This window comes from Streptomyces qaidamensis (assembly GCF_001611795.1).
Taxonomy (GTDB): Bacteria; Actinomycetota; Actinomycetes; order Streptomycetales; family Streptomycetaceae; genus Streptomyces; species Streptomyces qaidamensis.
In genome coordinates, this window is sequence record NZ_CP015098.1 from 6,204,280 (window position 1) to 6,229,856 (window position 25,577).

Annotated in this window: 15 protein-coding genes and 1 pseudogene; 5 read left to right on the forward strand and 11 right to left on the reverse strand. The window is 71.6% G+C overall.

Translation table 11 applies throughout. The features are described 5' to 3' along the window. Window positions 1-9: 9 nt before the first annotated feature. The 4 genes from A4E84_RS27730 to A4E84_RS27745 all read left to right on the forward strand — a co-directional run bounded on the left by A4E84_RS27730 (window position 10) and on the right by A4E84_RS27745 (window position 3,763). A complete protein-coding gene (locus A4E84_RS27730) occupies window positions 10-519 on the forward strand; it encodes an Lrp/AsnC family transcriptional regulator (protein ID WP_237305011.1) in 510 nt (169 codons plus the stop codon). Between the two features lie 29 nt (window positions 520-548). After that, window positions 549-962, forward strand: coding sequence for a MerR family transcriptional regulator (locus A4E84_RS27735; protein ID WP_062929145.1), 414 nt, complete (start codon window positions 549-551; stop codon window positions 960-962). A 14-nt stretch (window positions 963-976) separates the two neighbouring features. Continuing rightward, a complete protein-coding gene (locus A4E84_RS27740) occupies window positions 977-1,291 on the forward strand; it encodes a thioredoxin family protein (protein ID WP_062929146.1) in 315 nt (104 codons plus the stop codon). A 240-nt stretch (window positions 1,292-1,531) separates the two neighbouring features. Next, window positions 1,532-3,763: a HelD family protein gene (locus A4E84_RS27745; protein ID WP_062929147.1), complete on the forward strand. Its 2,232-nt coding sequence runs from the start codon at window positions 1,532-1,534 to the stop codon at window positions 3,761-3,763. Window positions 3,764-3,803: 40 nt separating this feature from the next. On the opposite strand, the gene A4E84_RS27750 is transcribed toward A4E84_RS27745, so the two are convergent. The 6 genes and pseudogenes from A4E84_RS27750 to A4E84_RS27775 form a co-directional block, all read right to left on the reverse strand. Beyond that, window positions 3,804-4,214, reverse strand: a complete 411-nt coding sequence (locus A4E84_RS27750; RefSeq protein ID WP_062929148.1) for a hypothetical protein — start codon at window positions 4,212-4,214, stop codon at window positions 3,804-3,806. Between the two features lie 271 nt (window positions 4,215-4,485). Next, window positions 4,486-7,482, reverse strand: a complete 2,997-nt coding sequence (gene glgB / locus A4E84_RS27755; protein WP_079129141.1) for a 1,4-alpha-glucan branching enzyme — start codon at window positions 7,480-7,482, stop codon at window positions 4,486-4,488. A 31-nt stretch (window positions 7,483-7,513) separates the two neighbouring features. Continuing rightward, window positions 7,514-8,956 (reverse strand): maltokinase N-terminal cap-like domain-containing protein, encoded by a 1,443-nt coding sequence (locus tag A4E84_RS27760; protein ID WP_062929149.1) that lies wholly within the window; start codon window positions 8,954-8,956, stop codon window positions 7,514-7,516. 182 nt (window positions 8,957-9,138) lie between these two features. After that, on the reverse strand, window positions 9,139-10,839 hold the full coding sequence (gene treS / locus A4E84_RS27765; RefSeq protein WP_062929150.1) for a maltose alpha-D-glucosyltransferase: 1,701 nt from the start codon (window positions 10,837-10,839) through the stop codon (window positions 9,139-9,141). Beyond that, window positions 10,836-12,955 (reverse strand): annotated as a pseudogene (locus A4E84_RS27770) (alpha-1,4-glucan--maltose-1-phosphate maltosyltransferase). The gene treS and the pseudogene A4E84_RS27770 overlap by 4 nt, the downstream one beginning before the upstream one ends. Before the next feature lie 215 nt (window positions 12,956-13,170). After that, the gene (locus A4E84_RS27775; protein ID WP_062929151.1) at window positions 13,171-14,373 is read right to left on the reverse strand and encodes a S8 family peptidase; all 1,203 of its coding nucleotides are present in this window, start codon (window positions 14,371-14,373) and stop codon (window positions 13,171-13,173) included. A 276-nt stretch (window positions 14,374-14,649) separates the two neighbouring features. Here A4E84_RS27775 and A4E84_RS27780 point away from each other — a divergent pair, with 276 nt between their 5' ends. Continuing rightward, window positions 14,650-17,268 carry a glycosyltransferase family 1 protein gene (locus A4E84_RS27780; protein ID WP_062929152.1) on the forward strand — a complete coding sequence of 873 codons (2,619 nt, stop codon included), beginning with the start codon at window positions 14,650-14,652 and terminating at the stop codon, window positions 17,266-17,268. A gap of 78 nt (window positions 17,269-17,346) precedes the next feature. Here A4E84_RS27780 and A4E84_RS27785 read toward each other — a convergent pair whose 3' ends face one another. The 5 genes from A4E84_RS27785 to A4E84_RS27805 form a co-directional block, all read right to left on the reverse strand. Beyond that, entirely contained in the window at window positions 17,347-17,868 is a 522-nt protein-coding gene (locus A4E84_RS27785) for a DUF1990 family protein (protein ID WP_062929153.1), read from the reverse strand. A 67-nt stretch (window positions 17,869-17,935) separates the two neighbouring features. Continuing rightward, on the reverse strand, window positions 17,936-19,582 hold the full coding sequence (locus A4E84_RS27790; RefSeq protein ID WP_062929154.1) for a M4 family metallopeptidase: 1,647 nt from the start codon (window positions 19,580-19,582) through the stop codon (window positions 17,936-17,938). 241 nt (window positions 19,583-19,823) lie between these two features. Then, window positions 19,824-21,881, reverse strand: coding sequence for a M4 family metallopeptidase (locus A4E84_RS27795; RefSeq protein WP_062929155.1), 2,058 nt, complete (start codon window positions 21,879-21,881; stop codon window positions 19,824-19,826). 170 nt (window positions 21,882-22,051) lie between these two features. Continuing rightward, a complete protein-coding gene (locus A4E84_RS27800) occupies window positions 22,052-23,824 on the reverse strand; it encodes an ABC transporter ATP-binding protein (RefSeq protein WP_062929156.1) in 1,773 nt (590 codons plus the stop codon). Then, entirely contained in the window at window positions 23,821-25,572 is a 1,752-nt protein-coding gene (locus A4E84_RS27805; protein ID WP_062929157.1) for an ABC transporter transmembrane domain-containing protein, read from the reverse strand. Before A4E84_RS27805 ends, A4E84_RS27800 begins: the two co-directional genes overlap by 4 nt. Between the last annotated feature and the right edge of the window lie 5 nt (window positions 25,573-25,577).

Below are 25,577 nucleotides of genomic sequence, written 5' to 3' on the forward strand. Positions count from 1 at the left end.
GGGGGAACCATGGGAGTTCAGGCCGCCGCACCGAAAGAACCACGGCATCTGCGGACCGCCGCCGACGAAACCTCGGTGGCCTTCGACGCGCTGGACCGGCAGATCCTCCAGCTGCTCCAGACCGACGGCCGGATCAAGCTCAGCGAGCTGGGCCGCCGGGTCCGGCTCAGCCCCGCGGCCGTCACCGAGCGGGTGCGGCGGCTGGAGGCGGCGGGCGTGATCAGCGGCTACGGCGCCCACGTCGTGCCGGCCCGGCTCGGCTACGGCATCCAGGCGTTCATCCGGGTGAACCCGCACGGCGGCTACACCCTCAAGCACCCCAGGACGCTGGAGCTGATCGAGCGCCCGGAGATCACCGAGGTGCACCACGTGGTGGGGGAGGACTGCTGGATCCTCAAGGTCGCCGTCCGGGACACCGTCCATCTGGAGGACGTCCTGGAGGCGGTCTCCGCGCTGGGCCGCACCACCACGTCGATCGTGCTCACCTCCCCGGTGGAGCGGAAACCGCTGTTGCCTTGACGCCGGGGTCAAGGATTACGTTCGAGCACATGCGAATCGGCGAGCTGGCCGCACGGGCCGGGACCACGACGCGGACGCTGCGGTACTACGAGTCTCGGGGGCTGCTGCCCGCGCGGCGTACGGGCAACGGTTACCGGACCTACGACGAGAGCGACCTGCGCCTGCTGCGGCAGATCAGGACGCTCCAGGACTTCGGGTTCGACCTGGAGGAGACACGGCCGTTCGTGGAGTGCCTGCGGGCCGGGCACCCCGAGGGCGACTCCTGCCCGGCGTCGCTCGCGGTCTACCGGCGCAAGCTGGGCGAACTGGATTCCCTGATCGGTGAGCTGACCACCGTCCGGGACACGGTCGCGCGGCAGCTTGCCCGGGCCGAGCTGGCCGCCGAGGCGGAGGTTCCGGGCGGTCCGGAGCCCGTGTGCGAGCTGGGAGGGGACCCATGGTGACCGGAGTGACTTCTGTGACCGACGTGACGGACGCGGACTTCGAGGTGGAGGTGCTCGGCGCGGAGCTGCCGGTGCTGGTGGAGTTCACCGCAGACTGGTGTCCGCCCTGCCGGCAGATGGGGCCGGTGCTCAAGGCCCTCGCCGCCGAGGAGGGGGACCGGCTCAAGGTGGTGCAGCTCGACGTCGACTCCAACCCGGCGACGACCAACGCCTACAAGGTGCTGTCGATGCCGACGTTCATGGTGTTCCGCGGCGGCGAGCCCGTGAAGGCGATGGTGGGGGCGCGGGCCAAGCGGAAGCTGCTGGAGGAGCTCGCCGACGTGATCTAGGGGGGTGCTAGAAGATCTTGGCCGGGCGCCGCTCGCTGATCCGGCCAAGATCTTCAGCACCCTCCTGGGCGACCCGCCCCGACAACAGGAAATCCCCCGAGCAATTGCGCTCGGGGGATTTCCTTGCGTATATTTGTCTGTTCGTGACTTCAAGTCGATTGAAGTCACAGTGAAGTTCAGTGAGCACAGTATATCCGGGCGGGAGTGGAATTGTCAAACACCGAATTTCCGGACGATGAATTGCGACAGGAACAGGAATTCATCGACGGGTTGTACGCGCGTGTGGACGCGCTGCGCGGCGACGCCGAGACCTCCGTCACGGACGCGCTCGGGCAGGGCAACACCCCCATGCAGGCCAGACTGGAGCGGGACATCCTCGTGGCGGAGCGCTCCGGGCTGCTCGCCGCGCTGAACGCGGTGGACGGCTCCCTGTGCTTCGGCCGGATCGACCTCACCTCCGGCGTCACCCACCGCATCGGCCGGATCGGCCTGCGCACCGACGACGCCGAGCGCACCCCCGTCCTGATCGACTGGCGCGCCGATGTCGCCCGCCCCTTCTACCTGGCCACCGGCCACACCCCGATGGGCCTCAGGCGCCGCCGGCACATCGCCACCGACGGGCGCCGGGTCACCCATCTGCACGACGAGATCCTCGACCTCGGCGACGAGACCCGCACCGGCCACGAGGATCCGACGGGCGACGCCGTACTGCTCGCCGCCCTCAACTCCGCGCGCACCGGCCGCATGGGCGACATCGTGCAGACCATCCAGGCCGACCAGGACCGCATCATCCGTGCCCCGCACCGCGGAGTCATGGTGGTGGAGGGCGGCCCGGGCACCGGCAAGACGGCCGTCGCCCTGCACCGCGCCGCCTACCTGCTCTACGAGCACCGGGAACTGCTCGCCAAGCGGGCCGTGCTGATCGTCGGGCCCAACCCGGCGTTCCTCGGCTACATCGGAGAGGTGCTGCCCTCCCTCGGAGAGACGGGGGTGCTCCTCGCGACCGTCGGCGAGCTGTTCCCCGGCGTGAAGGCGACCGCGACCGACACACCCGAGGCCGCCGCCGTGAAGGGCCGGGCCGGCATGGCCGACGTGCTCGCCGAGGTCGTGCGCAGCCGGCAGGCGCTGCCCGACCCGGTGATCGCCATCGAGCACGACCGCGAGGTCCTCATGCTCGACGACGGCCTGGTCAACGTCGCCCGTGAACGCACCCGTGCCGCCAAGCTGCCGCACAACGCCGCCCGCGAGCACTTCGAGGGCCACATCCTCAACGCCCTCACCGACCTGTACGCCGAGCGGATCGGCACCGACCCCTTCGACGGGTCCAGCCTGCTCGACCCCAGCGACATCACCCAGATCCGCGACGATCTCGCCGAGAACCCCGAAGTGTGGTCGGCCGTCGACCGGCTGTGGCCGCTGCTGACCCCGCAGCGGCTCGTGGCGGACTTCCTCGCCGCGCCGGAGGAGTTCCTGCCCGCCGAGGACGCCGAGGCCGTACGCCGCCCGGTGACCCGGCGCTGGACGGTCGCGGACGTGCCGCTGCTCGACGAGGCCGCCGAACTCCTCGGCGACGACGACCGGCTCGCCCGCGAGCGCGCCGAGCGCGAACGGGAGCGGCAGATCGCCTATGCGCAGGGCGTGCTGGACGTGTCGTACGCGTCCCGCACCTACGAGTTCGAGGACAAGGAGGAGGGCGCCCCCGAGAGCTCCGAGGTGCTGTCCGCGCACGACATCATCGACGCCGAGCGGTTCGCCGAGCGGCACGAGGAGGACGACCACCGCAGCGCCGCCGAGCGCGCAGCCGCCGACCGCACCTGGGCGTTCGGGCACATCATCGTCGACGAGGCGCAGGAGTTGTCGCCGATGGCGTGGCGGCTGCTGATGCGGCGCAGCCCGACCCGCTCGATGACCCTGGTCGGCGATCCGGCCCAGACGGCGGAGGCGGCCGGCGTCGGCTCCTGGTCGGGCATCCTCTCCCCGTACGTCGAGGACCGCTGGGAGCACACCCGGCTGGGCGTCAACTACCGCACCCCGGCCGAGATCATGGACGTCGCGGCGGCCGTGGTCCGCGCCGAGCAGCCGGGGTTCGAACCGCCCAGCTCGGTCCGCTCCACGGGCGTGCGCCCCTGGGCCCGGGCCACCGACGACCTGCCGGGCGCCGTGGCCAAGGCGGTGGCGGAACTCACCCCCGCCGAGGGCCGGCTCGCGGTGATCGCCCCGCGCGACCTCCACCGCTCCCTCGCCGCACGGCTGGACGGCGTCACGGCGGGCGCCGAACCCGACCTCACCCGGACGGTCGTCCTGCTCGACCCGCGCCAGGCCAAGGGCCTGGAGTTCGACTCCGTCCTCGTGGTCGAGCCCGGCCGCTACGGCACCAGCGACCTGTACGTGGCCCTGACCCGGGCCACCCAGCGGCTGGGCGTTCTGCACACCGGACCCCTGCCGCAGGCCCTGGCGGAGGCCTTCGGGTGACGGGCCGGCCCCGCATCCGCCCGCCCGGGTGCGGGGCCGCCTACCGCAGGAGCGACTGCGGATCCCGCAGGGCGTGCCACAGCCCGGCGGCGAGCGGTACGACCGTCAGGGCGAAGAACACCCAGAAGACGAACTCCGCCCCGGGAGCCAGTTCGTAGACGGTGCCGTCCTCCCACTCGCAGTAGGCCCGCGGCGGAAACGGGGTGGAGACTCCCGAGACCTTTCCGCTCCCGATGACGCCCTCCTGGTACGGCTCCCGGGGGCAGGGGGCGGTCTCCGGGAACAGGAAGGGATCGTCCGCCGCCATGATGAACATCCAGGTGACCGCGGTGAGCGGCACCGTCCAGAAGACCGACGTCTTCACCCACAGCGGCAGCAGCGGATGCGCCAGCAGCCCGCGGAGCGCGACCTGGCCGACCACCAGCCCGGCGAAGACGGGAAACAGCGTCATGACGCCAGGGCCGCCTTGCGGGCGCGCAGTTCGGTCGCGTAGCCCGCGCCGACGGCGAACAGGGCAGCCCCGTCGCGACGACCCCCGCCCCCGCGACGAGCGCACGCACCGACGGCACAGGCCATCGAGACTCCGAAGCCCATCAGCACGGCAGGCCCGGCGCGGTGAACGCATTGGCATCCATGCGGCCACCCCACCAGGGCCGGACCGGCCGGGCTGTGGTGGAGGCCACTCCTCCGGTCACAGCCGTGTCACAGGGGGCCAGGGCCCCCTACGCCGGCCGCAGCCACACCGTCGCCAGGGGCGGCAGGGTCAGGCGGATGCTCGCCGGGCGGCCGTGCCAGGGCTGGGGTTCCGGCTTGACCGGGTCGGGGTGGGTGACGTCGCTGCCGCCGTAGCGGGCCGCGTCGGTGTTGACGGCCTCGTGCCAGGCGGGCACGTCCTCGGGGACGCCCAGGCGGTAGTCCGGGCGGGTGACCGGCGCGAAGTTGGACACCGCCAGCACCGGGACGCCCTCCGGGTCCAGCCGCAGGAACGCGAGGACGTTGTCGTCGGCGGCGTCCCCGACGATCCACTCGAAACCGGCCGGGTCCGTGTCCAGGCGCCACAGCGCGGGGGTAGCCCGGTAGACGGTGTTGAGGTCGCGGACCAGGTCACGCACGCCCCGGTGGTCGGGCTCCGCCCCGTAGCCCGGGTCCAGCAGCCACCAGTCGGGGCCGTGCGCCTCGGACCACTCGGCGCCCTGCGCGAACTCCTGCCCCATGAACAGCAGTTGCTTGCCCGGGTGGGCCCACATGAAGCCGAGGTAGGCCCGCACCCCGGCGCGCTGCTGCCACCAGTCGCCCGGCATCTTCGACACCAGGGACCGCTTGCCGTGCACGACCTCGTCGTGGGAGATCGGCAGCACGTAGTTCTCGCTGTACGCGTACACCATGGAGAAGGTCATCTCCCCGTGGTGGTACTTGCGGTGCACCGGCTCGTGGCTCATGTACTGGAGCGAGTCGTGCATCCAGCCCATGTTCCACTTCAGCCCGAACCCCAGCCCGCCGAAGCCGCTCGGGCCCTTGTGGTGGGTGGCCCGGGTGACCCCGTCCCAGGCGGTGGACTCCTCGGCGATCGTGACCACGCCGGGCACCCTGCGGTACACCGTCGCGTTCATCTCCTGGAGGAACGCCACCGCGTCCAGGTTTTCCCGGCCGCCGTGCTCGTTGGGCGTCCACTGGCCCGGCTCGCGCGAGTAGTCGAGGTAGAGCATCGAGGCGACGGCGTCCACGCGCAGGCCGTCGATGTGGAACTCCTCGCACCAGTACACGGCGTTCGCGACGAGGAAGTTGCGCACCTCGTTGCGCCCGAAGTCGAACTCCAGCGTGCCCCAGTCGGGGTGCGCGGCCCGTAGCGGATCCTCGTGTTCGTACAGCGGCCGGCCGTCGAACTCGGCCAGCGCCCACGCGTCACGCGGGAAGTGCGCCGGCACCCAGTCCATGAGGACGCCGATGCCGGCCTGGTGCAGCCTGTCGACCAGGTACCGGAAGTCGTCCGGCGTGCCCAGCCGGGCCGTCGGCGCGTAGAAGCCGGTCACCTGGTAGCCCCAGGAGCCGCCGAACGGGTGCTCCGCGACCGGCATCAGCTCGACGTGCGTGAAACCCAGGTTCTTCACGTACCCCGGGAGCTGCTCGGCCAGTTGACGGTACGTCAGGCCAGGTCGCCAGGACGCCAGATGCACCTCGTACACCGAGAACGGCGCCTTGTGCGCCGGGGCCTCGGCGCGCCGGGCCAGCCACTCGGCGTCGCCCCACTCGTACGCCGAGGACGTGATGACCGACGACGTCGCGGGCGGCACCTCCGTGCGGCGGGCCAGCGGGTCGGCACGCATCGTCCTCGAACCGTCGGGCCGGGTGATCTCGAACTTGTACAGCTCGCCCTCGCCGACGTCCGGCAGGAACAGCTCCCACACCCCGGACGAGCCCAGCGACCGCATGACGTGCCCGGTGCCGTCCCAGAAGTTGAAGGTGCCGGCCACGCGCACACCGCGCGCGTTCGGCGCCCACACCGCGAACCGGGTGCCGGTCACGCCCTCGTGGGTCATCGGGTGCGCGCCCAGCGCCGTCCACAGCTCCTCGTGCCGGCCCTCGCCGATCAGGTGCAGGTCGAGGTCGCCCAGCGTGGGCAGGAAGCGGTACGCGTCCTCGGTCTCCAGGACCGTCCCCTCGTACTCCACGATCAGCCGGTACGCCGGGACCTCCCGCAGTGGCAGCACGCCGGAGAAGAACCCCTCCCCGTCGTCGTGCAGCTCGGCCCGCAGTTCCCCGGCGACGACGGTCACCGACAGGGCGTACGGCCGGAACGCCCGGAAGGCGACGCCGCCGGGAACCGGGTGCGCGCCGAGCACGCCGTGCGGGTCGTGGTGCGTGCCGCCGAGCAGCCGCTCCCGGTCCGCCGCGTCGACGGCGGGCGAGACGGCGACCTCCATCTCCGGCGGAACGACCTGGGCGGACGCGGCCTTCCCGGCAGGGGCCTTCTCGGCCGCGGCCTTCCGGACCGGTGCCTTCTTGACCGCGCTCTTCTTGGCGAGGGCCTTCTCCGCGGGCGCGCCGGCGGTGGTCGTCCTCGCGGGGGTCTTGGCGACGGCGCTCTGGGAGGGGGCGGCCTTCTTCCCGGCGGCCTTCTTGGCGGGGGCCTTGGCGGCGGTGGTCTCGGCAGCGGTGCTCTTGGCGGCGGCGGACTTTCTGGCGGGAGCCTTCTTCGCGGTGTTCTTCGCCGCAGGGGACTTCGCAGCCGCCGCCTTGCCGGCGATGCTTTCCGCGGTCGTGGACTTTGCGGCCGTGGCCTTCACGGCAGTGGACTTTGCGGCCGTGGCCTTCACGGCAGTGGTCTTGGCCGCCGCCGCCTTGACCGTCGTGGCCTTCTTGGCGGCCGCCTTCTTCCCGGCCGTCTTCTTCGCAGCCGCGTTCTTGACGGCGGTCTTCTTCGCCGTCGCCGCCGTCCCGGCCGCCGTCTTCTCGACCGCTGTCTTCTCGGCGGCCGTCTTCTCGGCGGACGCCTTCTTCGTCGCCGCCTTCTTGGCCACGGTCTTGCCGACGGTGGTCTTGCCGGCGGCGGCCTTCTTGGCGGTCGCCTTGGCGGGGGCCGCCTTCTTCGCCGCTGCCTGTTTGGGCACCGCCGTCTTCTTCGCGGCGCTCTTCTGCTGGGCGGCCGTGGGCTGCTCGGGGATCTTCTCCCCGGCGGTCCCCTTGGGGCGCGAACCGCTGGACTCAGGGCGGGGGGTCACGGGCGGAGCCTCCAGGACGAGGGGTGGTCGGTCAGGTCAGGTGGCCGGTCGAGGCGAGACGGTCTATGGCGGCCAGGGGCACCGGCAGCCAGTCGGGGCGGTGCCGGGCCTCGTACACCACCTCGTAGATCGCCTTGTCCGTCTCGTAGGCGCGCAGCAGCACCGGGTCGGTGCGCGGATCGCGGCCGGAGGCCTCCGCGTAGCCGGAGCAGTAGGCGGCGCGGCAGGTGTCGGCCCAGCCCGCCTGGGGCGGGTCGGCCGAGCGGGCCGCGTAGTCGAAGGACCGCAGCATGCCGGCGACGTCCCGCACCGCCGGCTGCGGCATGCGCCGCTCGGCCAGCGGCCGGGCCGGCTCGCCCTCGAAGTCGATCAGCCACCACTCGCCGGACGGCGAGCGCAGGCACTGGCCGAGGTGCAGATCGCCGTGTACCCGCTGGGCGGTCCAGGTGCGGCCCTCGGTGGCCAGATCGCCCAGCGCGGTGAACGCGGACCGCAGCCCGCCGGCGTACGGCCGCAGCGCGGCCACCGCCTGGACGGCCGCGTCCAGCCGCTCGATCATGCCGTCGACCATGAGCTGGAGCTGCATGTGACCGAGGGTGACGGTCGGCAACGCCCGGGCCAGCGCGGTGTGCACCTCGGCGGTGGCCCGGCCGAGAGCCCGCGCCTCGGCGCTGAAGTCCTCGCCCTTGGCGAGTTCGCGCAGCGCCAGTTCCCAGCCGTCGGAGGCGCCCTGGAGGAACGGCTGCAGCACGCCCAGGACGTACGGCTGGCCGGCGGGGTCGACCGGGCCCGCCGCGACGACCGGGTCCGCCGAGGGGGCGATGTCCGCGACCATCCAGGCCGTCGGCGCGGGCACCCGGGGGCAGCCCTCGCGGGCGAGCGCGAGCGGCAGTTCCAGATCGGGATTGACTCCGGGCACGATCCGGCGAAGCAGCTTCAGGATGAACGTATCTCCGTAGACGATCGACGAGTTGGACTGCTCGGCGGTCACCACACGCGGCACAAGACCCGAGCGGATGTCCTGGCCGGGATCCCGGTCGAAGCGCAGCCTGCCGACGCGGGCCCGGGTGCGCAGCGCCTCCAGGAGCAGCTCGGACGGCCTGGTGTCGTGCACGGCGTCGTAGACCGTCCGGCCGGCCAGCGGTCCCGTCGGCACGTGTCCGATGAGCGCGGGCGCCAGCCGAGGCGGCAGCGCCTCGCGCACGCCTATCAGCAGCTGGTAGCAGTCACCGGGGTGACCGGGTGCCCCGTGGGACGGCACGACGGGCTGATGAGCGCGGACGAGCAGGTGGTACAGGCCCAGCTTGGACGTGGCCGGAAGGAGCTCGGTGGCCTCGACGAGCGTGAACCCGGTGACCGGCCGGCCCTTGCCCGCGAACCAGCGCTGCCGCGGCAGCCATTCCCGCAGCAGCGGATCGAGGGAGGCAAGGAGGCCGGGCGGGGTGGTGACGGTGCGTGTGACGGCTTCCGACATGGCGTCGCGTCCTTTCACCCATTCTCGGTGCGCCTGCGGCCGGCTCCGGACGGCGCCCCTCCGGCTCACGAGGGCGGGCGGGGTGTTACTGATGCGTGCCCCCGGCGGGGCGGAGGAAACGCCCCGCCGCGGGGCTTTGCCGCCCGCCCGGCGGATCAGGCCTCAACAGGCCTTCCCAGGCCTCACATGGTCTCCTTGCGGAGCCTGAACCAGTAGAACCCGTGCCCCCCGAGGGTCAGCAGGTACGGCAGCTCGCCGATGGCGGGGAAGCGGACCCCGCCGAACAGCTCCACCGGGTGCCGCCCCTCGAAGGCGCTCAGATCCAGCTCCGTGGGCTGCGCGAACCGTGAGAAGTTGTTCACGCACAGCACCAGGTCGTCCTCGTACTCGCGCAGGAACGCCAGCACCGCCGGGTTCGTCGACGGCAGCTCGGTGTACGAGCCGAGCCCGAAGGCCGGGTTCTGTTTGCGGATCTCGATCATGCGGCGGGTCCAGTGCAGCAGCGAGGACGGCGAGGCCATGGACGCCTCGACGCTCGTGACCTGGTAGCCGTAGACCGGGTCCATGATCGTGGGCAGGAACAGCCGCCCCGGGTCGCACGAGGAGAACCCCGCGTTGCGGTCGGGCGTCCACTGCATCGGCGTACGCACCGCGTCCCGGTCGCCGAGCCAGATGTTGTCGCCCATGCCGATCTCGTCGCCGTAGTACAGGATCGGCGAGCCGGGCAGCGACAGCAGCAGGGCCGTGAACAGCTCGATCTGGTTGCGGTCGTTGTCCAGCAGCGGGGCGAGCCTGCGGCGGATGCCGATGTTGGCGCGCATGCGGGGATCCTTGGCGTACTCGGCCCACATGTAGTCGCGCTCTTCGTCGGTGACCATTTCGAGCGTGAGCTCGTCGTGGTTGCGCAGGAAGATGCCCCACTGGCAGTTCGACGGAATGGCCGGGGTCTTGGCCAGGATCTCGGAGACCGGGTAGCGGGATTCCCGCCGTACGGCCATGAAGATGCGCGGCATGACGGGGAAGTGGAACGCCATGTGGCACTCGTCGCCGCCGCTGGGGTAGTCGCCGAAGTAGTCGACGACGTCCTCGGGCCACTGGTTGGCCTCGGCCAACAGCACCGTGTCCGGGTACTGCGCGTCGATCTCCTTGCGCACCCGCTTCAGGAAGTCGTGCGTCTCCGGGAGGTTCTCGCAGTTGGTGCCCTCCTGCTGGTAGAGGTACGGCACCGCGTCCAGCCGGAACCCGTCGATGCCCAGGTCCAGCCAGAACTTCAGGGCGGAGATCATCTCCTCCTGCACGGCCGGGTTCTCGTAGTTGAGGTCCGGCTGGTGGGAGAAGAAGCGGTGCCAGTAGTACTGCTTGCGGATGGGGTCGTAGGTCCAGTTGGAGGCCTCGGTGTCGACGAAGATGATCCGCGCGTCCTGGAACTGCTTGTCGTCGTCCGCCCACACGTAGTAGTCGCCGTAGGGCCCGTCGGGGTCCTTGCGCGACTCCTGGAACCACGGGTGCTGGTCGCTGGTGTGGTTCATGACGAAGTCGATGATCACGCGCATGCCGCGCTGGTGTGCGGCGTCGACGAACTCCACGAAGTCCGCGAGGTCGCCGAACTCCGGCAGCACGGCCGTGTAGTCGGAGACGTCGTAGCCGCCGTCGCGCAGCGGGGACTTGAAGAACGGCGGCAGCCACAGGCAGTCGACGCCGAGCCACTGGAGGTAGTCGAGCTTCGCGGTCAGGCCCTTGAGGTCGCCGACGCCGTCGCCGTTGCTGTCCTGGAACGAGCGGACGAGCACCTCGTAGAAGACGGCGCGTTTGAACCACTCCGGGTCACGGTCCCGGGCGGGAGTGTCCTCGAAGGTGTCCGGAACGGGTTCGTTGACGATCATGTTGTGGGTGACCCTCCGATCTCCGGGGTGGACGGTCGCAGAACCGTGAAGACGTGCGCGGGCCTGCGGCCCGGTTCGAGGCGCACATAGTTGGCCCTGCCCCAGTGGTAGGTCTCGCCGGTGAGCTCGTCGCGCACCGGCACCGACTCGTGCCAGTCCAGGCCGAGTTGCGGCATGTCCAACGAGACCGTGGCCTCCTGGGTGTGGTGGGGGTCGAGGTTGGCGACCACCAGAACCGTGTTCGAACCCTTCCGCTTCGAGTAGGCGATCACCGCTTCCTGGTCGGCGTCGTGGAAGTGGATGTCACGCAGCTGCTGGAGGGCCGGATTCTCCCGCCGGATGGTGTTGAGCCGGGTGAGCAGCCTGGTGATGGTGCGGCCCTCGCGTTCGGCGGCGGCCCAGTCACGGTGCCTGAGCTGGTACTTCTCCGAGTCCAGGTACTCCTCGCTGCCCTCCTTCAGCGGGGTGTTCTCGCACAGCTCGTAGCCGGAGTAGATGCCCCAGGTCGGCGAGAGGGTCGCCGCGAGCACGGCCCGGACCTCGAAGGCGGGCCGGCCGCCGTGCTGGAGGTAGGCGTGCAGGATGTCGGGGGTGTTGGCGAAGAAGTTCGGCCGCATGTAGGAGGCGGCCTCACCGGAGAGCTCCGTGAGGTACTCGGTCAGCTCCTGCTTGGTGTTGCGCCAGGTGAAGTACGTGTACGACTGCTGGAAGCCGATCTGGGCCAGGGTGTGCATCATCGCCGGCCGCGTGAACGCCTCGGCCAGGAAGATCACATCGGGGTCGGTGCGGTTGACCTCCCCGATCACCCGCTCCCAGAACACCACCGGCTTGGTGTGCGGATTGTCCACCCGGAAGATCCGCACCCCGGCGTCCATCCAGTGCCGCAGCACCCGCACCGTCTCGGCGACCAGACCGTCCATGTCGGCGTCGAAGGCGATGGGGTAGATGTCCTGGTACTTCTTCGGCGGGTTCTCCGCGTAGGCGATGGTGCCGTCGGGGCGGTGGTGGAACCACTCCGGATGCTTCTGCACCCAGGGATGGTCCGGCGAGCACTGCAACGCGAAGTCCAGCGCCACCTCCATGCCCAGCTCCCGCGCCCGCCGCACGAACCCGACGAAGTCCTCCAGCGTCCCCAGATCGGGGTGCACCGCGTCGTGACCGCCCTCGGGCGAGCCGATCGCCCAGGGCACACCGACATCGTCGGGACCGGGGAGAGGGTGTTGTTCTTGCCCTTGCGGAACGTGGTGCCGATGGGGTGGATCGGCGGCAGGTAGACCACGTCGAAGCCCATCGCCGCGATCGCCGGGAGCCTGCGGGCCGCGGTGCGGAACGTGCCGTGCGGCTGCTCGCGGGTGCCCTCCGAACGCGGGAAGAACTCGTACCAGGAGCCGTACAGCGCCCGCTCGCGCTCCACCAGCAGCGGCAGCGGCTCACTGCTGGTCACCAGATCCCGCAGCGGATGCCGCGCCAGGACCTCGTCCACCTCCGGCGTCAGCGCCGCCGCCAGACGGGCCGCCACGGGGCGGTCCTCGTCCCGCAGGGCGTCGACGGCGGTGCGGATCACGTCGCGCAGTCCCTCCTCCTCGGGCACACCGGCGGCCGCCCGCTCGTACAGACGCGCGCCCTCCTCCAGGACGACGTCCGTGTCCATGCCGGCCGGGATCTTGATCTCGGCGTGGTGACGCCAAGTACTGACCGGGTCCCCCCAGGCCTCGACGGTGAACGTCCACAGGCCGGGTTCCCCGGCGGTGACCGTGGCGCCCCAGCGGTCCGTCCCCGGAGCCACCTCCCGCAGGGGCGTCCACGGGCCGGGCCGGCCCTCGGGGTCCTTCAGGACGACATTGGCCGCCACCGCGTCGTGCCCCTCCCGGAACACGGTCGCCGAGATCTCGAAGGTCTCGCCGGTGACGGCCTTGGCCGGCCGGCGCCCCTGCTGGACCACCGGGCGGACATCGAGTACGGGTATGCGCCCGACGGCGGTCGCGTCGCCAGGTGGTGGCGGCGAGGCCGGCGGACCGGCATCGGCCGGGCGCGCGGGGCGTGCTTCGCCGCCGGGTGCGCGCGCCCCGGTGGTGCGGCGGTTGGGGGGTGCTGGCGAATGGTGCTTGGCGGGCATGACCGCTCCTGTCCGCGTCAACGTGGGTGGGCGGAGGTCTGTGGGGAGGTGGGTCCTGCGTGGTGCTCCCGAGAGGGGTACCCGCAGGAGCCTTCCCACCCTATTCGGGTGGGCAATCCGGCACTTTGTTAACTACTCACGCGTATGTCGACACACAAGACCGGCCTCGTCCGCGACGGACGAGGCCGGCCCCCTGGCCTGGCTGCTCCTTCGCCCTACCCGCGCGGCACCCGCAGTAACTTGTCCGGCGAACCGACGCCCCGGCCGGAGACCTTCCCGGTGGCCGCCCCGGCCGTAAGGGCCCTTGCGACCTGGGCCGGAGTGGCTTTCGGATGATCGTCCAGATAGAGCGCGGCGGCGCCCGCGGCGTGCGGGGACGCCATCGAGGTACCCGAAGAGGTGGACCGCGCGGTGTCGCTCGCGGCGGACGTGGAGGTGATGCCGACGCCCGGGGCGAACAGATCGAGCGCCGGACCGTGGTTGGAGAAGGCCGGTTTCGTATCCCTCCGGTCGGTCGCCCCGACCGTGACGGCCTGCTCGACTCCTGCCGGGGAGTACAGGCCGGCCGGCCTGCCGTCGTTGCCCGCGGCGACCGTGTAGGTGACGCCGGAGGCGATGGAGGCACGGACGGCGGCGTCCAGCCGGTCGTTGCGCGGGCCGCCCAGGCTGAGATTGGCGACCGCGGGCTTCTTCGCGTGCCGGGTCACCCAGTCGATCCCGGCGATCACCCGGCCCGTGGTGCCCCCGCCCGCGGCGTCGAGGACGCGCACGGAGACGATCCGGGCCTTCTTTGCGACGCCGTGGACCGTCCCCGCGACGGTGCCGGCGACGTGGGTGCCGTGGCCGTTGCCGTCCGTGGCGACCGCGTCACCCCCGACGAAGTCCCAGCCGTGGCTCGCCCGGCCGGCGAAGTCCCGGTGCGTGGTCCGGACGCCGGTGTCGATCACGTAGACCGTCACCCCGGCGCCGGCCTTCCCGGGCCAGGTGTAGCTCCGGTCCAGTGGCGGCTTCGGCTGGTCGACGCGGTCCAGCCCCCAGGACGGGGGGTTTGTCTGAGTGCCGTCGAGCCGCACCCGGGTGTCCTGGACGACCGAGGCGACCCGGGGGTCGGCGGCCAGCCGCCCGGCCTGTCTCTCGTCCGCGCGGATCGCGTAGCCGTTCAGGACCGTGCCGTAGATGTGGCTGATCTCCACCCCGTACCGTCCGGCGAGCCCCCTTCCGGCCGCCGACCGGGCAGCCGTGCCCTCCTCCAGCGTCACCAGGTAACTTCCGTGCACGGAGCCGGGTGATCCGGCGCCGAGTATCCGCCCCTCCGGTACGGCGTGCGCGGGCAGGGTGATGGCCGAAAACGCCGCGGTACAGACCGCCGCCACCAGGCCCCCCGTCCGGCGCAGACGCCGCTCGCGCGCCCGAGCCATGGTCCGAGTTCCCCTCCTCGACTCGGCGTACGGCTGCCGTGCGGCGCCGCGTAGGGCGGGCACGGGCCGGTACGCCAGAGGCAGCCTCTCGTGACGGGTGAAGCACCACAAGGACGCCTATGGGTGCGGAATCGGCCATATCCGCGGATGGTCCTGTTCAGGCCGATCGGGCGGCGGGTGGCGGAGCCTCAGCGGCACAGGCACCGACGCCGGTACTGTCGTAGGAGACGTCGTCGAAGCCCTGCGAAATCCAGCGAACGCGCCGAGGTGGAACCCGTGAAGGCGATCCGTCGATTCACCGTCCGACCCGTTCTCCCCGACCCCCTCCGGCCCATCGGTGATCTGGCCCGCAACCTGCGCTGGTCGTGGCACGCGGAGACCCGTGACCTGTTCCGGTCGGTCGACCCCGAGCGGTGGGCCGCCTCGGGCGGCGACCCCGTCCGGCTGCTCGGCAGCGTGCCGCCCGCGCGGCTCGCGGAGCTGGCGGCGGACGGCCCGTTCCTGCGCCGCCTGTCCGCGGTCGCGGGCGATCTGCACGACTACACGACCGGCGACCGCTGGTACCAGACCCAGCCCGAGGAACTGCCCGCCGCGATCGCCTACTTCTCACCCGAGTTCGGCATCACGGCCGCCCTGCCCCAGTACTCCGGCGGCCTCGGCATCCTGGCCGGCGACCACCTCAAGGCGGCCAGCGACCTCGGCGTCCCGCTGATCGGCGTCGGCCTGCTCTACCGGCACGGCTACTTCCGCCAGACCCTGTCCCGGGACGGCTGGCAGCAGGAGCACTACCCGGTCCTCGACCCCAACGAGCTGCCCGTCGTCCAGCTGGAGGAGCCCGACGGCAGCCCCGCCCAGGTCTCCCTCGCCCTGCCCGGCGGCAAGCAGCTGCACGCCAGGATCTGGCTGGCGCAGGTCGGCAGGGTCCCGCTGCTGATGCTGGACTCCGACGTCGAGGAGAACGACCTCGGCGAGCGCGGCGTGACCGACCGGCTCTACGGCGGCGGCAGCGAGCACCGGCTGCTCCAGGAGATGCTCCTCGGCATAGGAGGGGTCCGGGCGGTACGGACGTACTGCCGGCTGACCGGCCACCCCGGGCCGGAGGTGTTCCACACCAACGAGGGACACGCCGGGTTCCTCGGCCTGGAGCGGATCGCCGAACTCTGTGCCGAAGGGCTGGACTTCGACTCCGCGCTGGAGTCGGTCCGCGCCGGCACCGTCTTCACCACCCACACCCCCGTCCCGGCCGGCATCGACCGCTTCGACCGCGAACTGGTCGCCCGCCACTTCGGCCCCGACGCCGAGCTGCCCCGCATCGACGTCGACCGCATCCTGCGGCTCGGCATGGAGAGCTACCCCGGCGGCGAGCCCAACCTCTTCAACATGGCCGTGATGGGCCTGCGCCTGGCCCAGCGCGCCAACGGGGTCTCCCTGCTGCACGGCAACGTCAGCCGTGAGATGTTCGCCGGCCTGTGGCCCGGCTTCGACGCGGACGAGGTGCCGATCACGTCCGTGACCAACGGGGTGCACGCGCCCACCTGGGTCGCCCCCGAGGTGTTCCGGCTCGGCGCCCGGCAGATCGGCGCCCAGCGCGCGGAGGACGCGCTGACCGTCGGCGGCTCCGACCGCTGGGACGCGGTCGCCGACATTCCCGACCGGGACATCTTCGAGCTGCGCCGGGTCCTGCGCGAACAGCTCGTCGAGGAGGTGCGCGAGCGGCTGCGGGCCTCCTGGCGGCAGCGCGGCGCCCACACGGCCGAGCTGGGCTGGATCGACGGCGTCCTCGACCCGGACGTCCTCACGATCGGTTTCGCCCGGCGCGTCCCGTCGTACAAGCGCCTGACGCTGATGCTGCGCGACCGGGACCGGCTGATGGACCTGCTGCTGCACCCCGAGCGGCCGGTCCAGATCGTCGTGGCGGGCAAGGCGCACCCGGCCGACGACGGCGGGAAGCGGCTGGTGCAGGAGCTGGTGCGGTTCGCGGACGACCCGCGGGTGCGGCACCGGATCGTGTTCCTGCCGGACTACGGCATGGCGATGGCGCAGAAGCTCTACCCCGGCTGCGACATCTGGCTGAACAACCCGCTCAGGCCGCTGGAGGCCTGCGGCACGTCCGGCATGAAGGCGGCGCTCAACGGCTGTCTCAATCTCTCCGTCCTCGACGGCTGGTGGGACGAGTGGTTCCAGCCCGACTTCGGCTGGGCCATCCCCACGGCCGACGGTGCCGGGACCGACCCCGACCACCGCGACGACATAGAGGCCGCGGCGCTGTACGACCTGCTGGAACAGCGGGTGACGCCCCGCTTCTACGAGCGCGGGCAGAGTGGGCTGCCCGACCGGTGGATCGAGATGGTCCGGCACACGCTGAGCCTGCTCGGGCCGAAGGTGCTGGCCGGGCGGATGGTCCGGGAGTACGTGGAGCGGCTCTACGCGCCCGCGGCCCTCTCCCACCGGTCCATGGGCCCGGATGCCGCGCGGGACCTCGCCGAGTGGAAGGGGCGGGTGCGGGCGGCGTGGCCGGGGGTCACGGTCGACCACGTGGAGACCTCGGCGTCCGACGCGCTGGCCGAGCTCGGTACGACGCTGGGGCTGCGCGTGCGGGTCGCCCTCGGCGATCTCGGGCCGGACGACGTCGATGTGCAGGTCGTCTCGGGGCGGGTGGACGAGGAGGACCGCATCGCCGACGCCGCGGTCGTCCCCCTGAAGCCGGTGGGTTCTCCCGACCAGGACGGGCGCTGGGTTTATGAAGGGCCCTTGTCGCTGGATCGCACCGGGCCTTTCGGGTACACGGTGCGGATCCTTCCCGCGCATCGGCGCATGGCCTCCAGCGCGGAGTTGGGGTTGGTGGCCGGGCCCTCCGAGGAACTGGTGGCGGCTGCGGGGTTGTTGATGCGGTAGTCCGCCGTCTGCGGGGGCGTGGGGCCGGCCGCGCCCACGCGGCGGAGCCGCACACCGATACGGCCCGGGCCCGCGCCCCTAAGCCGACTCACCACCCCGCGTCGCAAGGTTCCGTAGGACACTGCCGCAGCGGCGTGCGTACGCGTGCTGGAATCCCCTGGTTGCCGGGCCGCCCGCCTTTGCGTACCACTTGGCGGCCCGGCTGAAGGCGTTCACCGTCAGCCAGACCGTGCCGTCGCCCGTGCGGTCGACGACGAAGGACTCCTCGCCCGTCTCCGGGTGGCCGGGCAGCGTGCCGTAGGCCCAGCCCGCCCGACGGGGTTCCTCGACCGTCCAGACCACGCGGCAGGGGGCCTTGATCATGCCGGCGAGGGTGACCGTGACGTCCACGCCGGGGGCGGCACGGTCCGCGGTCGCCTCGATGCCCACGCCCATGGCCCGGTGCATCTCCCAGGTCAGGACCGCGTCGGAGGCCCGGCGGAAGACCTCCTCGCCCTCGCCGAGGCGGGTGCGCACGTTCATGGGGTGGAAGCCCGGCGGGCAGAAGCCCTGGTCGCGGGTGGCGCCGACATCGGCGTAGGTGAAGTCCTGCGAAGACATGGTCCCCAAGAGTAGGGCGGTACCCGGCCCCCTTCGGGTCCGGGTACCGCCCATGGTCGTGCTTCGGTCAGCCGACGTTCACGGCCGACCAGGCGGACGCGACCGCTTTGTACTCGGTGCTGCTCGCTCCGTACAGCGCCGAGGCCGCGTTCAGGGTCGCCGTGCGGGCGGCCGCGTACTTGGTCGTCGACGTCATGTACGTCGTCAGCGCCTTGTACCAGATCTGCAGCGCCTTGGTCCGGCCGATGCCGGTGACCGTGGAGCCGTTGGACGTCGGCGAGTCGTAGGCCACGCCGTTGATGGTCTTCTTCCCGCTGCCCTCGGACAGCAGGTAGAAGAAGTGGTTGGCGGGGCCCGAGGAGTAGTGGACGTCCAGGCTGCCGAGGCTGGAGGACCAGGCGTCGGCGGAGTCGCCGTCCTTGCTGGGCTTGTCCATGTGGCGCAGCGGGGTGCCGTCGCCGTGGAGGTCGATCTTCTCACCGATGAGGTAGTCGCCGACGTCGGAGGGGTTGTTGGCGTAGAACTCCGCGCCCGCGGCGAAGATGTCGCTCGTCGCCTCGTTGAGGCCGCCGGACTCACCGCTGTAGTTGAGGCGCGCCGTGGCCGACGTCAGGCCGTGGCTCATCTCGTGGGCGGCCACGTCGAGCGAGGTCAGCGGCTTGGCGTTGCCGGCGCCGTCACCGTAGGTCATGCAGAAGCAGCCGTCCGACCAGAAGGCGTTGCTGAAGTTGTTGCCGTAGTGGACGCGCGAGTAGGCCGCCTTGCCGTCGTTGCGGATGCCGCTGCGGCCGAAGGTGCTCTTGTAGAAGTCCCAGGTGACCTGGGCGCCGTAGTGAGCGTCAGCGGCGGCTGTCTCCAGGTTGGACGGGTTGCCGTTGCCCCAGACGTCGTCCGGGCCGGAGAACAGGGTGCCGGTGCCCGAGGTGCCGCGGTTCAGGTTGTACGTCTTGTGGCCGCCGCGCGTGCCGTCGGTCAGGGTGTACGTCGACCCGGACTTGGTGGTGGTGAGGTCCACCTTGCCGCTGTACGCGGTGGTGCCGGTGCCGGTCTCGATGGCCTGGTACTCGTACAGCTTCTTGCCGCTGGCGGCGTCGGTGACGACGTGGAGTTCGTTCGGCGTGCCGTCCTCCTGGAGGCCGCCGACGACCGTCTCGTAGGCGAGGGTGGGCTTGCCGTCGGCCGCCCAGATGACCTTGCGGGGCGCCGAGTTCGCCTCGGTCTTCTCCGAGCCGGCCGCCTTGGCGAGGGTCATGGCCTGCTTCTCCGCCTTGGCGGCGGTGACGGCCGGCTTGAGCGTGGCGACCTTGAGCGTGGCCTTCGTGGCTCTGGTGACGCCCTTGGCCGCGCCGGACTTCGACTCGTGCACGACGAGGTCGCCGCCGAGGACCGGCAGACCGGCGTAGGTCCGCTCGTAGCGGGTGTGGACGGTGCCGTCGGCGTCCTTGACGACGTCCCTGACGATCAGCTTCTCCTGGGCACCGAGGCCTATCTCGTCCGCGGTCCGCGTGGCGTCCGCCTGCTGCTCCTGGATGAGCGCGGTGCGGGCGGGTGCGGAGAGCAGGACGGGGGCGGCGGCGAGCGCCGGCTTGCCCGGGGAGTCCGCGGCGACGCTGCTGCCGGGGGTCAGGCCGGTGGTGAGCAGGGCGCCGGCGGCGACAGCGGTGGCGATGGCCAGCGTGGCCCGCTTGTGACGCGCGTAGAGAGGGGAGGTCACACAAGCTCCTAGGTGTGGGGGAAGTGCTGGAGTGCTGTGCGGCGTGGGGGAAGAGTGGCACTTGGGGCGCGTACATGTCAGGAGTGGGCGTGATGTTGGCCGGAATTGGACGACGAGATGTACGCGAGGGCACGTGAAACGGACGCCGCCCCGGGGGATTCGAACCCACCGGGGCGACGCCCTGACTTGAGGGGCCTACGGGCCTGTGATCCGCGGGCCTGGGGGCCTGCGGGCCTGCGCTCTACGGGAACGTCAGCTTCCAGCTGTTGATGTAGCCGGTGTCGACGGCCGCGTTGTCCTGGACCCGCAGCTTCCAGACGCCGTTGGCCACCTCGGAGGAGGCGTTCACCGTGTAGGTCGCGTTCAGGTTGTCCGCGCTTCCGCCGGTGCCGTACCCCTTCAGCGTGTACGCCGTGCCGTCGGGGGCGACCAGATCCACCTTGAGGTCACCGATGTAGGTGTGGACGATGTCCACCGCGACCTGGAGGTTGGACGGAGCGTTGCCGGTCCGGCCGGAGACGGTGACCGAGGAGGTGACCGCCGCGCCCCGGTCCGGGATCGCCACGTCGGCGGTGTTCTCGAAGGACGTGCCGCCGCCTCCGTCGCCGGGCCGGGTGCCGACGTTGATGCCCGCCCACGCGTGCTGGACCGCCTTGTACTCGGCGCTGTCGGTGCCGTAGAGCTCACCGGTGGCCGCGAGGGTGCCGGTACGGGCGCCCGCGTAGTTGGTGGTCGAGGTGAACTTCGTGGTGAGCGCGCGGAACCAGATCTTCTCCGCCTTGTCCCGCCCGATGCCGGTGACCGGAAGGCCGTCCGAGGTGGACGAGTTGTACGTGACACCGTTGATGGTCTTGGTGCCGCTGCCCTCGCTCAGCAGGTAGAAGAAGTGGTTCGCCGGGCCGGACGAGTAGTGCACGTCGATCGAGCCGATGCCCGAGTACCAGCTGTCCTTGGACGCGCCGTCCTTGCTCGGCTTGTCCATGTAGCGCAGCGGCGTGCCGTCGCCGTTGATGTTGATCTCCTCGCCGATGAGGTAGTCACCGACGTCGGAGGAGTTGTTCGCGTAGAACTCGACCGTCGCGCCGAAGATGTCCGAGGTCGCCTCGTTCAGACCGCCGGACTCGCCGCTGTAGTTGAGGCCCGCGGTGTTCGAGGTGAGCCCGTGGGTCATCTCGTGCGCGGCCACGTCGATCGACGTCAGCGGGTTCGCGTTGCCCGAGCCGTCGCCGTAGGTCATGCAGAAGCAGCTGTCCGACCAGAACGCGTTGACGTAGTTGTTGCCGTAGTGGACCCGGGAGTACGCGCCCACGCCGTCGCCGCGGATGCCGGAGCGGCCGTGCACGTTCTTGTAGTAGTCCCAGGTGAGGGCGGCGCCGTAGTGCGCGTCCGCGCCCGCGGACTCCAGGTTGGAGGGCGTGCCGTTGCCCCAGACGTCGTCCGGGCCGGAGAACAGGGTGCCGGTGCCGGAGGTGCCGCGGTTGAGGTTGTACGTCTTGTGGTTGCCGCGGGCGCCGTCGGTGAGGTTGTACGTCGACCCGGACTGGGTGGTGGTGAGGTCGACCGTGCCGGAGTACACCGTGTTGCCGGTGCCGGTCTCGATCGCCTCCCACTCGAACAGTTTCTCGCCGGTGGTGGCGTCGGTGACGACGTGCAGTTCCTGTGGGGTGCCGTCGTGCTGGAAGCCGCCGACGACCGTCTCGTAGGCCACGACCGGCTTGCCGTTCGCGGCCCAGATCACCTTGCGGGGCGCGCGGTTGATGGCGGGGTCCTTGGCCTCGTCGGCCTCGCCGGCCTTCAGGGCCTGCTGCCGGGCCTTCGCGGCGGACACCGCGGTCTTCGTCGTCGCCGGCTTGATGGCGGCGCGGGTGGCCTTCACGACGGCCGCGGTGGCGTCCGCCTTCGTGCTCTCCACGACCAGGTCGCCGCCGAGGACCGGCAGGCCGTCGTAGGTGCGCTCGTAGCGCGTGTGCACGGTGCCGTCGCGGTCCTTCAGGACGTCGCGGACGACCAGCTTCTCCTTGGCGCCGAGACCCAGGTCCTTCGCGGTCTCGGCCTTGGCGGCGTCGGCCTCACGGATCAGTGCGGCGCGCTGGGCGGGCGTGAGCTTGACCGACTCGGAGCCGGGGTTCGCCTTGCTCGCGGCCGACGGTGCCTTCTCCGGGGCTGCGGTGGCGGTGCCGCTCTGCACGGCGGCGGCCATCAGCGCGGCGACGCCGGCGAGGGCCACGGCCGCGGTGCGGCGGGGGGTGTGGGGAGTGCGTCTGTGGGAGGTGCCTCTTCGCGAGGAACTGCTTCTCAACACTGACTCCTTCTGCGGGACCGGGGGTCGCCCGGCCTGGGGAGGTGGAGGTGTTGCTGTGGGGTTCCTGTAGAGCAGTCGCGGGAAGCGTCGCAGGGGAGTGCGCTTGCTGTCAGGACCGCGTCAAAACTATGGCCGGAAACGGTTCGTTGTCCGGAAGTTCATGTTCGCTATACGGACGCTTTGCCGTCCTCGGGCGGATCGCCGTGCCAGGAGTGCCACAGGGCCGCGTAGGCCCCGCCGGCCGCCACCAGCTCGGCGTGCGTGCCCAGTTCGGTCAGCCGGCCGTCCTCCATCACCGCCACCCGGTCGGCGTCGTGCGCCGTGTGCAGCCGGTGGGCGACGGCGATGACGGTACGCCCCTCCAGCACGGCGGCCAGCGCACGCTCGGTGTGCCGGGCGGTCGTCGGGTCGAGCAGCGCGGTCGCCTCGTCCAGGATCAGGGTGTGCGGATCCGCCAGCACCACCCGCGCCAGGGCGAGTTGCTGGGCCTGCGAGGCGTCGGCACGGCAACCGCCCTGGCCGAGCGGGGTGTCCAGGCCCTCAGGCAGCTCACGCACCCAGGCGTCGGCGCCGACCGCGGCCAGTGCTTTCCACAACTGCCCTTCGGCGGCCGCCGGTTCGGCGATGCGCAGATTGTCGCGGACCGAGCCCAGGAACACGTGATGCTCCTGGGTGACCAGGACGACCTGGCGGCGCAGCCGCTCCGGCCCGAGATTCACGACGGGCACGCCTGCGACCGTCACCGTGCCGACGGTCGGCGCGTCGATCCCCGCCATCAGCCGGCTCAGCGTGGTCTTGCCGGCACCCGACGGCCCGACCACCGCCAGCCGTTCCCCGGGCGTCACCGTCAGGTCGACACCGCGCAGCACTTCGGCGCCCCCGTCGTAGGAGTAGCGCACACCGGTGACGTCGATGCGGTCGCCGTCCGGGTCGGCACCGTCGGCCTCCCCGGCCGTCCGCGGGGCCCGGGCCAGCCCCTCCACCCGGGCGAACGAGGCCCCGCTGCTCTGCAGCTGCTCGACCCGGACCAGGATCTCGTCCAGCGGCCCGCTCAGCTGGTGCAGATACAGGGCCGCCGCCACGACCGCTCCGAGGCTCATCCCGCCCGACGTGTGCAGCGCCCCGCCGATCATCAGCACCCCCGCCACGGGCAGCACGTACGAGACCTCCACCGCCGAGAAGAACACCGACCGCAGGAACAACGTGTAGAAGCGCGTACGGCGGGACTTCTCCAGGGCGTCACGGCTCGCGGCCGTCCGCCGTTCCTGGAGCCGGAACGCCTCCACCGTGCGCGCCCCGGCCGCGGTCGCCGCGAGGATCTCGGCGACGTCCGAGGTGGCCGCGCCCTCGGCGAGATACCCGTCCCGGGCCCGCCGCAGGTACCAGCGCAGCGCCAGCCAGATCGGTGTCAGCCCGAGCACGCCGAGGGCGCCGAGCAGCGGGTCCAGCAGGAACACCGCGCCGGCCAGGAACAGCGCCTGTACGAGGTTGATGAGCAGCATCGGACCGGCGTCCCGCAGGGTGTTGCCCACGATCGTCACGTCCGAGGTGCCGCGGGCCGTCAGGTCGCCGGTGCCGGCGTGTTCCACGACTGATGCGGGGAGCGCGAGCGCGCGGTCCACGAACCGTTCGCGGACGCGGGCGAGGGTTCGTTCGCCGAAGCGGTGGCCGGCGTAGCGGGCCCAGCGGGCCAGGAACAACTGTGCGAGGGCGCAGAGCAGGAGGAGGAGGGCCAGGCGGTCGACGGCGGCCACCCCGTCTCCTGCCCGTACGTCGTCGATCATGCGGCCGAGGAGCCAGGGCCCGGCAAGGCCGGCCGCGGCGGCGAGGGCGTTGAGGGTCAGGACGGTGGTGAAGGCCCGGGTGTCCGCCCGGACCAGATCCAGCATCGCGCGGCGGACGTCTGCCCGGTCGGCGACCGGGAGGTGGCCGCGGCTCATCGGACGGCCTCCTCGGTGTCCCTGGCGACGAGGGCCCGGTAGCCGGGCGTCGTGTCGAGCAGTTCGTGGTGGGTGCCGGTGGCCGCGACTTTGCCGTCGACCAGGTAGTGGACGATGTCCGTGTGGTCCAGGACCAGGGGGGAGGTGGTGGTGACGACCGTGGTGCGGCCTTCCCGGGCCTCCCTCAGCCGGGCTGCGACCTTGGCTTCCGTGTGGGCGTCCAGGGCCGAGGTGGGTTCGACGGTGAGGAGGATGTCCGGGTCGGTGAGGAGGGCTCTCGCCAGGCGGATGCGCTGGCGTTGGCCGCCCGAGAGGTTGCGGGCCTGGGCGCTCATGGGGGTTTCCAGGCCTTGGGGGAGGGCTTGGACGATGTCGTCGGCTGCGGCGGTGTGGAGCGCGGTCCGGATGGCCTCGCTGTGTTGTGTGACGTCTGCGGGTCCGTTGTGGCTTGTCGCGCAGTTCCCCGCGCCCCCGGAGGGTCGGATCATGCCCTGCAGGGTGTCCGCGAACAGGTCGGCGTCGTGGTCGGCCAGCAGGATGTGCTCCCGGATCTGGGGGAGGGCGATGTCCTCCAGCCGTACTCCGCCCCAGGTCACGTCGGAGGGAGCGTAGCGGGCGAGGCGGTCCAGGGCCGTCGTGGCATCCGCCGTGCGGTCGGCCACCAGGGCCGTCAGGCGGCCCGGGAGGACGCGGACACCGGACTCGGGGTCGTCCAGGGCGGACGGCTCGGCCGGGGCGTCCAGCGTGCCCGTGTCCGGCATGGCCTCCAGGCGCAGGAAACGTACGACGCGCCGGGCGCACACCACGCCGCGGCTGATCTGGTAGCCGCACTCGACCCAGAAGGACACCGGGCGCACCAGCATCGCCACGAATCCGTACACCGAGACCAGCTGGCCCACGGTGATGTCGCCGCGCGCGGCCAGGCGGGCCGCCATCCAGGTCACCACCACGAGGAACACGGTCGGCAGGCCCATGCCCAGGGCCTGGACCCAGCTGGTCACCGCGCCGACGCGGTAGCCCTGCTCGCGCAGCCGCTGTGAGTCACGGCGGAAGGCGTCCGCCACCAGGCCCTTGCCGCCCAGTCCGCCGAGGACCCGCAGGCCGCCCGCCAGGTCGCCGATCCGTGCGGTCAGGACGCCCTGCCGCTCACGGTACTCGGTCTCGGATCCCTGCAGCCGGCCGAGCAGCGGGCCGACGAGCAGCACCATGACCGGGATGCCGAGCAGCACCACCATGGCGATGACCGGGGAGATCGACACGAGCATGACCGCGACCACCAGGTAGGCGACGACCGCCCCGACGCCGGGACCGACGACCGTCAGGGCCTGGCTGATCGTCTGCACGTCGCCCACGCCGATCGTGACGACCTCCCCGGCGCCCGTCTGCCGCGAAAGGGAGGAGCCGAGCCGCACCGCATGCCCGACGACGACCTTCACCGTGCGGAAGTTGGCGTCCATGCGGACGCGGGTCATCGTGCGGTGGCGCATGGTGCCCAGCCAGGCGTTGAACGCGCCCACCGCGAACAGCGCCCCGCTCCAGGCGGCCAGGGCGCCCATGTCGCCGGGGCCGAGACCGTCGTCGATCGCCCGGGACATCAGGTACGGCGTGGCCGCCAGCAGCACCATCCACACGCTGCCGAACATCGCCCCGGCGGCGCACCGGCCGGGCTGCCGGGTCACCAGCCACCACAGATAGCGGGCGCCGCCACGGCGGTCGGGTGTGCCGGGGTCCCCGTACGCGTCGATCATCCGCC

Excerpts from the sequence above, each read along its gene's own strand:
- A4E84_RS27800 (WP_062929156.1), bottom strand. The coding sequence starts at position 23,824 with ATGAGCCGCGGCCACCTCCCGGTCGCCGACCGGGCAGACGTCCGCCGC.
- A4E84_RS27735 (WP_062929145.1), top strand. The coding sequence starts at position 549 with ATGCGAATCGGCGAGCTGGCCGCACGGGCCGGGACCACGACGCGGACG.
- A4E84_RS27750 (WP_062929148.1), bottom strand. The coding sequence starts at position 4,214 with ATGACGCTGTTTCCCGTCTTCGCCGGGCTGGTGGTCGGCCAGGTCGCG.
- A4E84_RS27805 (WP_062929157.1), bottom strand. The coding sequence starts at position 25,572 with ATGATCGACGCGTACGGGGACCCCGGCACACCCGACCGCCGTGGCGGC.
- A4E84_RS27785 (WP_062929153.1), bottom strand. The coding sequence starts at position 17,868 with ATGTCTTCGCAGGACTTCACCTACGCCGATGTCGGCGCCACCCGCGAC.
- A4E84_RS27775 (WP_062929151.1), bottom strand. The coding sequence starts at position 14,373 with ATGGCTCGGGCGCGCGAGCGGCGTCTGCGCCGGACGGGGGGCCTGGTG.
- A4E84_RS27760 (WP_062929149.1), bottom strand. The coding sequence starts at position 8,956 with ATGTCGGAAGCCGTCACACGCACCGTCACCACCCCGCCCGGCCTCCTT.
- A4E84_RS27730 (WP_237305011.1), top strand. The coding sequence starts at position 10 with ATGGGAGTTCAGGCCGCCGCACCGAAAGAACCACGGCATCTGCGGACC.
- treS (WP_062929150.1), bottom strand. The coding sequence starts at position 10,839 with ATGATCGTCAACGAACCCGTTCCGGACACCTTCGAGGACACTCCCGCC.